Below are 7749 nucleotides of genomic sequence, written 5' to 3' on the forward strand. Positions count from 1 at the left end.
ACACCCAGGCCATCATCGCTCTGGCCCGCCGACGCGTCACCGTCCTGTGGACGATGCTCAGAACCAGGCAAACCTTCGATCCAACTCAAAAAGCCGCTTGACTTGCGCATTACTCAGCTGCCTCCAGCCTTGCCTTGACCGGCTTCGCCTTCCGGCTCGGCGCACCCACACGCAGTCTCCGGTCCGACAGCGAGACAAATCCGCCGACCATCATCACCAGAGCGCCGCCCCAGATGCAGAGAATGAACGGCTTCCACCAGATGCGCACGACCATGCCGCCGCTTTCCATCGCATCGCCGAGCGAGACATAGAGCTGGCTGAGCCCGAAGGTGAGGATGCCAGCCTCCGTCGTCGGCATGCGTCGCGCCGTATAGAGCCGTTTCGACGACCAGACGTCCGCCACCTGGACCCCGCCGCGGCTGACGGCGAAATGTCCGCGCTGTTCGGTATAATTCGGCCCGACTGCGTCGCGCAGCCCGTCATAGGTCAGCGAATAACCGCCGGCGTCGACGGAAGCGCCCTGCTTCATCTCGACTACCGTCTCGGTGCCGAAGGTCGTCGCTGCGAAAATGCCGAGCACCGTCACTCCGAGCCCGAAATGGGCGATCGCCGTGCCGAACACCGAGCGCGGCAATCCGGCCAGCCGTTTCAGGCCGACCGACAGTCCGACCTTCGAAAAATTGCCGCGATACCAGAGGTCGGCGAATGCGCCGATCATGCCCCAGAAACCCAGCACCAGGCCGAAGATCGCCAGAACCGGTCCGCCGTCCTGGATATAGAAGAAGGCAAGGCCGGCCGCCAATGCCAGGCCGGCGAAGACATAGAGCCGCTGCAGGGCGCCCAGGAGATCGCCGCGCTTCCAGGCAAGCACCGGGCCGAACGGCACGGCGACCAGGAGTGGCAGCATCAACAGGCCGAAGGTCATGTTGAAGAACGGCGCGCCGACCGAGATCTTTTCGCCGGTCAGCGTTTCGAGGACGAGCGGATAGAGCGTGCCGGTCAGCACGGTTGCCGTCGCCACCGTCAGGATCAGGTTGTTCAGCACCAGCGCGCCCTCGCGCGAGATCGGCGCGAAAATGCCGCCCGCCTTCAGCATCGGCGCCCGCCAGGCAAACAGCGCAAAGGCGCCGCCGATGAAGATGCCGAGAATGCAGAGGATGAATATCCCGCGGGTCGGATCGGTCGCAAACGAATGCACCGAGGTCAGCACGCCCGAGCGCACCAGGAACGTTCCGAGCAGCGACAGCGAAAAGGTCATGATCGCCAGAAGCACGGTCCAGATCTTCAGCGCCTCGCGCTTTTCCATGACCAACGCCGAATGGAGGAGCGCCGTGCCCGCGAGCCAGGGCATGAAGGAGGCGTTCTCGACCGGATCCCAGAACCACCAGCCGCCCCAGCCCAGCTCGTAATAAGCCCAGTAGGAACCCATGGCGATGCCGGCGGTCAGGAAGGTCCAGGCGGCGAGCGTCCACGGCCGCACCCAGCGGGCCCAGGCGGCATCGATGCGGCCTTCCACGAGCGCCGCGACGGCGAACGAGAAGCAGACCGAAAAGCCCACATAACCGAGGTAGAGAAGCGGCGGATGAACCGCCAGGCCGAGGTCCTGCAGCACCGGATTGAGGTCCTGTCCCTCGGCCGGCGCCGGATCGAGGCGCAGGAACGGATTGGAGGTCAGGAGGATGAAGAACAGGAAGGCTGTCGAGATCCAGGCCTGAACGGCTAGAACATTGGCCCTCAGCGCATCCGGCAGATTGCGGCCGAAGACAGCGACGAGCGCGCTGAAGAGCACCAAGATCAGTAGCCAGAGCAGCATCGACCCTTCGTGATTGCCCCAGACGCCAGAGAACTTGTAGATCAGCGGCATCAGCGAATGGGAATTCTCCCAGACGTTCGCAACCGAGAAATCCGAAACCATGTAGGCCCAGGTCAGCACGCCGAAGGAAAAGGCCACGAGCGCGAACAGCACCAGCGAGCCGGTCGGGGCCAGCGCCATCATCGCGGCATCGCCGCGCCGAGCGCCGACGACCGGCAGCACCGAAACGATCAGCGCGGTCGCGAGCGCCAGAACAAGTGCATAATGGCCGATCTCGATGATCATCTCGTTGCCGTCCCCTTGGCGCCATCGGGCTGGCTCTGCTTCCCTTGGCCCTGGTTGCCTTGACCCTCGTTCCAGACTCCCTGCGCCTTCAGCCGGTCGGCGACCTCCTTGGGCATGTAGTTCTCGTCATGCTTGGCGAGCACGCTGTCGGCCACGAAACCGCGCGATGCCGCATCGAACGCGCCTTCGGTCACCACGCCCTGGCCTTCGCGAAACAGGTCCGGCAGGATGCCCGTGTAGGTGACCGGCACGCTGCCGGTTCCGTCCGTCACCGTAAAACTCACGGTCGAGCCCTGGCCGCGCTTCACCGATCCTTCGGCCACCAACCCGCCGAGCCTGATGCGGGTGCCGGGCTTGACATCGGCCTTGGCGAGATCGGCCGGCATGAAGAAATAGGCGACCGACTGGCTGAAGGCGAACATGACGAGCAGCACCGCGACGAGGATGAAGCTCATGCCGCCCGCGATCACCGCCAGCCGTTTCTGTTTGCGCGTCATTGCGCCACTCCTTCGACGGTGATCCCCATCTCGTTGGCGAGCGCCACCAGCTCGCCGGATGACGGGAACTGCTTGAGGCCGCTCTTCAAGGCGTCCTCGGCCCTGGATTTGTCGCCGAGCACGGAATAGGAGCGCACCAGCCTCACCCAGCCTTCGAGATTGTTCGGGTCCTGCTTCAGCCGTTCCGCAAGGCTGTCGACCATGCCGCGGATCATCGCCTGCCGATCGCCCTGCGACATGTTTGCGGCCGCCGCCACATCTGCCTGGGACGGATTGCCGGGCGCCTGCGCCGTGTCCTGTCCCGTCACGATGGTGCCGCCGTTCTTGACGATATGCTGGTTGATGAGCTGCATCCACGGTGCATCGGCCGGCGAACCCTTGGCAATCGTCTCGAACTGCGCCCTCGCCTCTGCCGCCCTGCCGGCCTGTTCGAAGCCGAGGCCGACATAGAAACGTGAACGCGGATTGTCCGGATCGAGCTTCACCGCCTGCTCGAAGGCGGAACGCGCGTCCTCGGTGACGATCCCGTCATTCGATGCGACCAGCGTTTCGCCGAGCCCCGCGAGCCTGACGGGATTGGGGCCGAGAATGCGGATCGCATTGCGATAGGCCATCTCGGCGTCGCCAAGCCGCATGGAGCGGAAATAGATCGGCGCAAGCAGATCCCAGCCGGCGCCGTCGTTGGGATTTTCGGCCAGATGCCGCTCCGCCTTGGCGACCAGCAGCGCGACATTGTTGCCGGGATTGGCAAGCCGCGCTTCAAGCGGCTGGTCCGGCAGCCCGGGATTGCCGAGCGCCAGGTAAAGACAGAGCCCGACGAGGGGCGGCACCAGCGTGACCACAGTGGTGGCGAGCGCATATTTTCGCGCCTTAGGAGCGGCGATCTCCTTGCTCTTCCCGGCGCCGGCCGCGGCCAGCAGCCGGCGGCCGATTTCGGCGCGGGCGTATTCCGCTTCCTCCGCGTTGATCAGGCCCTGGGCTCGGTCGCGGTCCAGTTCGGCCAGCTGGTCGCGATAGACGGCGACCTCTCCGGCACGGTCAGCAGACGCTGTTTTGGTGGCTCGGGCGAAAGGCAGAATGAGGATTGCCGCAACGGCCGCCGTCAGAGCTGCGAGGATGATCCATAAAACCATAGTGGCCCAATACTGCAACGGCCCGCGCTTTCCAACAGCGCAGCCGGCGTTGACGCGAATTTGAGGCCTTTGGCCGCAAGTTCAAGCCTGCATATGGGGCCGATCCGATCTGGCGGCCATGACCCATGTCAAACGGCCGCAGAGGAAATCAGGTGAGCGGCGTCCAGGTGCCGTTGGAATTGCGGCAGGCAGCGCCCCGCGCCGTCATGTCCCGGCCGTTCATGGTTACCGTATGGCGATACTGACGGCAGTTCTGAGTGCCGACCTGATAGGGGGCGTTGGCGATCACCTGGCCGTTCGCGTCGTCACCCTTCCAGGTGACTACCTCGCCGCCGGCCGCCCCTTCCAAAGCGCGATATTCCGCCTCGAGGGCGCGGGAACGGTCGCTTGACGAAAGCGTTGCGCCGCTACGGCCGACGATACCGCCCTGCAACGCGGAAATATAGGATGTGGATGGCGAGGGCCGCGGTGTCAGCAGGCCGCGCGTGCCGCCGGTCCCCGCTCCTGAAGGCGTGCCGCAGCCTGCCAGCAGGCCGGCAACCACAAGCGATGAAACGGTATTTCGAAGGCTCAATAATCGCATCGTGTCGGAAACCGGTCGCGGCTCGTTTTCTTCGGAAATCTCGCCGAGACTGGTCCGGTCCCGGCATGGCATCATTAAGGCGTCATTGGGAAAACACACAAATCCGACGATCTTTCAGTCTCCCCGCATATTAGCAGACATATAAAAATGTCTCTTCTGACAAAGATATAGCAGGCGATCCATCCGTCCATAAGCAATGGCAGGGAATAGGCCGATGTTGCCCTTACGCCACAGTCATGCTGGACCTTGTTGTGAATTTCAGACGATCATGGGGCTTCCTTGGCGATGCCCGGAAGCAGAAGTTGCGCCCTCAGGCCACCCCGCGTCCCGCGCGTCAGCTCGACCGAACCCTGATATTCGCCGGTTATCTCGCGCACGATCGACAGTCCGAGCCCGGCGCCCGGCTTGCTCTCGTCGAGGCGCCTGCCGCGTTTCATCGCTTCATGGATCTGATCCGGCTCCAGCCCCGGACCATCGTCCTCGACAGAGACCTCGATCCAAGAGCGTCGGGCGGTTTCGCCTTCGCCGGATTGAGGGCCTGATGTCGGCGTCGCGGTGATCCAGACGCCGGTTTCGCAGAAGCGCGCGGCATTTTCGAGCAGGTTGCCGACCGTCTCCTCGACGTCCTGCTGTTCCATGGCAAGCGCCACACCCGGCGGGAAGACCGACAGGTGGAACTCCTTTTCCGGATTGAGCCGCCGCATCACCCTGACCAGGCGTTCCAGCACCGGCTCGAGCTCGGTCCGGGCAAGCAGCGATTCGCGCTGGGCGGCGATGCGCGCGCGGTTCAGGTAGGATTGCACCTGCGCCTGCATTCCCTCCGCCTGCGACCGCACCATGTCCGACTGCACCTTTTCGACGGCACGCGATTCGTTGAGCAGAACCGCGATCGGCGTCTTCAGCGAATGGGCGAGATTGCCGACCTGCATGCGTGCCCGCTCGACGATGCGGCGGTTGCTTTCGATCAGCGCGTTGATATCGCTCGCAAGCGGCATGATTTCGCGCGGAAACTCGCCTTCCAGCCGCTCCGCCTCGCCGCGCCGCACCCTTTCGAGCGAGCGCCGCGCGCCGTCGAGTGGCTGCAGCCCGTAAAGAATCGCCAGACCGTTGACGACCAGACTGCCGAAACCGAAGACGGCAAGGGCGATATAGAGACTGCGGGTAAAGGCCTGGATATCCTCCTCGACAACCGCGAGATTGCCCGACACACGGAAGCGCGCGGCGCGGCCTTCGCCGTCGAGTACGACTTCGGTTTCAGCGACCAGAACATGGTTCTTGTAGGCGTCGATCGCGGGGTAGAAGCGCTCGTAGCGATTGTTGAAGGGTACCGCCAGGATCGAGGGAACGCTGATATTCGAGGTGCCGAGCGAGGAGGAGGACAGCGGCGTGGCCGCAAAGGTGCCGAGCGGCTCGATGATCCAGTACCAGCCGGTCTCGGGCTGCGAGAAGCGCAGGTCGCCGAGCTGAGGGCTGCCGGCGAGCTTGTTGTCGTCACCGATCGTGATCGAGTTGATGACGTTATAAAGCTGGGCGCGCAGGAGATCGGTGAAGGCGCGTTCGGCCGATTGCCGGTAGAGCTGCGAGATGACGATCGAAATGACGACCAGAGCCAGCGCCGACCACAACGTGGCCAGAAGCAGCACGCGGGCAGTCAGCGATCTTGGTCCGATCATCCGGAATTTAGGGCGCATCGTTTGGCGCTTGCATCCTGTAGCCGAGTCCGCGGACCGTCTCGATGAGGTCGACACCGAGCTTCTTGCGAAGCCGGCCCACGAAAACTTCGATCGTATTGGAATCGCGGTCGAAATCCTGATCATACATATGCTCCACAAGCTCGGTGCGGGAAACGACCTGCCCCATGTGATGCATCAGGTAGGACAGCAGCCTGAATTCGTGCGAGGTGAGCTTCAGGGCGACGCCTTCGACGCTCGCCTTGGAAGCCTTGGTATCGAGCCGCACAGGCCCGCAGACGATTTCGGAGGATGAATGCCCCGCCGCCCGGCGGATCAGCGCCCGAACGCGGGCAAGCACTTCCTCCACATGGAAGGGTTTTGCGACATAGTCGTCGGCACCGGCATCGATGCCTGCCACCTTGTCGCTCCAGCGGTCGCGGGCCGTCAGCATCAGAACCGGCATGCCCTTGCCTCCGGCACGCCATTTCTCGACGACGGTGATGCCGTCCATGACCGGCAGGCCGATATCGAGGATCACCGCGTCATAAGGCTCGGTTTCGCCCAGATAATGGCCTTCCTCGCCGTCGAAGGCCTGGTCGACCACATAACCCGACTCCTTCAGGGCGTCGGAAAGCTGCCGATTGAGATTGACGTCGTCTTCGACCACCAGAATGCGCATGCACCGCCCCTCGAATGATATGCCGGCAGCGGATCACCGCCGGAGCCGCTTTACATCGGAACCCTGACGGTCACCTTGCGCGGTCTTTGATTGCCATCGCCTTGGACGAGCACCGTCACGACACAGGTCTGGCCATCGGAGGAGGGCTGAGCGGAAAGAAGCCGCCCGCCGGTTTCGCGCACCACGCGCGACGCCGCCGAACCGCAATCGCCTGCGACGAGGACGAGATAATCACTCGCAGAGACCTTTTCCGGCAAAAAGCCGGCGAAACCGGCAAGGCCGGCGGTCAATATCGCGATGATTGGCAGTCGCGCCATGGTTACAATTTCCACTCACAAGACAAACAGGATTCATGTCCAAAGCATGTGATGGATTATGTAGCCAAAGGCGGCTGAATGGCAAATGAATGGTCCGTAATGCTTTCCTTCATCGGGCTATTTTCCCCTGATTCCGGTCTGGGCCGCGATACGACCGTAGATCGCGAAAAACCCGCCGGCAGCCCCCGCCAGCGTCACCGCAAGCTCTGCGAGGTCTGCCTGGACATCTGCTCCGAGCTGAATACCCGTGACTTGCAGAAGCGAGGCGGCGACCGCAATCAACCCGCCCCAGACCGTTTTCGACTGATACCACACCTTCATGCCATCCATGTTTATCTCCTTGTTTCAACCTAGAATACAACGACCGCCTCGGCCGGGACGCCGAGCGGGACCGCCCGGCCCATCTGCCGGACCCGCAACGAAAGGCTCGATTGGATACCGCCGAAATCGGCAATCTCGTCGGCCGCCGGATAGGTGAATGCGGGTTCTGTCACCTCGACCATGCGCCTGACTGTGGCGCCGTCCAGCACTTCGAGCCGGTAGCGCTCCTCCGGCTCGTCCAAAGGAATTTCGATCCCGTCCCAATTGTCCGCCTCGACCCTGCCACGCCTCACCCAGGTCAGCCGGGCATCGCCGCCGACCTGCCGCTCGCCGCGGATATGTACCGGCGACAGCGGAGTCTCGGCGCGCATGCCGCCCGCAAATCCATGCGGGCGGCATGCGCGCCGAGACTCCGCTGTCGCCGGTACATATCCGCGGCGAGCGGCAG

8 protein-coding genes and 1 pseudogene are annotated in these 7749 nt (G+C 63.5%); all 9 read right to left on the reverse strand.

Annotated features, from left to right (window positions below; genetic code table 11):
- Positions 1-109: 109 nt before the first annotated feature.
- A complete protein-coding gene (locus C5J26_RS32245) occupies positions 110-2098 on the reverse strand; it encodes a heme lyase CcmF/NrfE family subunit (RefSeq protein ID WP_105405474.1) in 1989 nt (662 codons plus the stop codon).
- Positions 2095-2595 (reverse strand): cytochrome c maturation protein CcmE, encoded by a 501-nt coding sequence (gene ccmE / locus C5J26_RS32250; protein WP_105405475.1) that lies wholly within the window; start codon positions 2593-2595, stop codon positions 2095-2097. Before ccmE ends, C5J26_RS32245 begins: the two co-directional genes overlap by 4 nt.
- Positions 2592-3728, reverse strand: coding sequence for a c-type cytochrome biogenesis protein CcmI (gene ccmI, locus C5J26_RS32255; RefSeq protein ID WP_105405476.1), 1137 nt, complete (start codon positions 3726-3728; stop codon positions 2592-2594). The genes ccmE and ccmI overlap by 4 nt, the downstream gene beginning before the upstream one ends.
- A 148-nt stretch (positions 3729-3876) precedes the next feature.
- Complete coding sequence (locus C5J26_RS32260) at positions 3877-4311, reverse strand: hypothetical protein (RefSeq protein WP_105405479.1); 435 nt, start codon at positions 4309-4311, stop codon at positions 3877-3879.
- A gap of 266 nt (positions 4312-4577) precedes the next feature.
- Entirely contained in the window at positions 4578-5984 is a 1407-nt protein-coding gene (locus tag C5J26_RS32265) for an ATP-binding protein (protein ID WP_371681973.1), read from the reverse strand.
- 7 nt (positions 5985-5991) lie between these two features.
- The gene (locus C5J26_RS32270; RefSeq protein WP_046628321.1) at positions 5992-6663 is read right to left on the reverse strand and encodes a response regulator transcription factor; all 672 of its coding nucleotides are present in this window, start codon (positions 6661-6663) and stop codon (positions 5992-5994) included.
- A gap of 50 nt (positions 6664-6713) precedes the next feature.
- Positions 6714-6980: a hypothetical protein gene (locus C5J26_RS32275; RefSeq protein WP_105405477.1), complete on the reverse strand. Its 267-nt coding sequence runs from the start codon at positions 6978-6980 to the stop codon at positions 6714-6716.
- A 117-nt stretch (positions 6981-7097) separates the two neighbouring features.
- Complete coding sequence (locus C5J26_RS32280) at positions 7098-7310, reverse strand: hypothetical protein (protein WP_046637563.1); 213 nt, start codon at positions 7308-7310, stop codon at positions 7098-7100.
- Positions 7311-7330: 20 nt separating this feature from the next.
- Positions 7331-7749, reverse strand: a pseudogene (locus C5J26_RS32285) (hypothetical protein); the annotation flags it as partial.

The sequence above is a fragment of the Neorhizobium sp. T7_12 genome, from assembly GCF_002968535.1.
Taxonomy (GTDB): domain Bacteria; phylum Pseudomonadota; class Alphaproteobacteria; order Rhizobiales; family Rhizobiaceae; genus Neorhizobium; species Neorhizobium tomejilense.

Excerpts from the sequence above, each read along its gene's own strand:
- C5J26_RS32245 (WP_105405474.1), bottom strand. The coding sequence starts at position 2,098 with ATGATCATCGAGATCGGCCATTATGCACTTGTTCTGGCGCTCGCGACC.
- C5J26_RS32275 (WP_105405477.1), bottom strand. The coding sequence starts at position 6,980 with ATGGCGCGACTGCCAATCATCGCGATATTGACCGCCGGCCTTGCCGGT.
- C5J26_RS32265 (WP_371681973.1), bottom strand. The coding sequence starts at position 5,984 with ATGATCGGACCAAGATCGCTGACTGCCCGCGTGCTGCTTCTGGCCACG.
- C5J26_RS32280 (WP_046637563.1), bottom strand. The coding sequence starts at position 7,310 with ATGGATGGCATGAAGGTGTGGTATCAGTCGAAAACGGTCTGGGGCGGG.
- C5J26_RS32270 (WP_046628321.1), bottom strand. The coding sequence starts at position 6,663 with ATGCGCATTCTGGTGGTCGAAGACGACGTCAATCTCAATCGGCAGCTT.
- C5J26_RS32260 (WP_105405479.1), bottom strand. The coding sequence starts at position 4,311 with ATGCGATTATTGAGCCTTCGAAATACCGTTTCATCGCTTGTGGTTGCC.
- ccmE (WP_105405475.1), bottom strand. The coding sequence starts at position 2,595 with ATGACGCGCAAACAGAAACGGCTGGCGGTGATCGCGGGCGGCATGAGC.
- ccmI (WP_105405476.1), bottom strand. The coding sequence starts at position 3,728 with ATGGTTTTATGGATCATCCTCGCAGCTCTGACGGCGGCCGTTGCGGCA.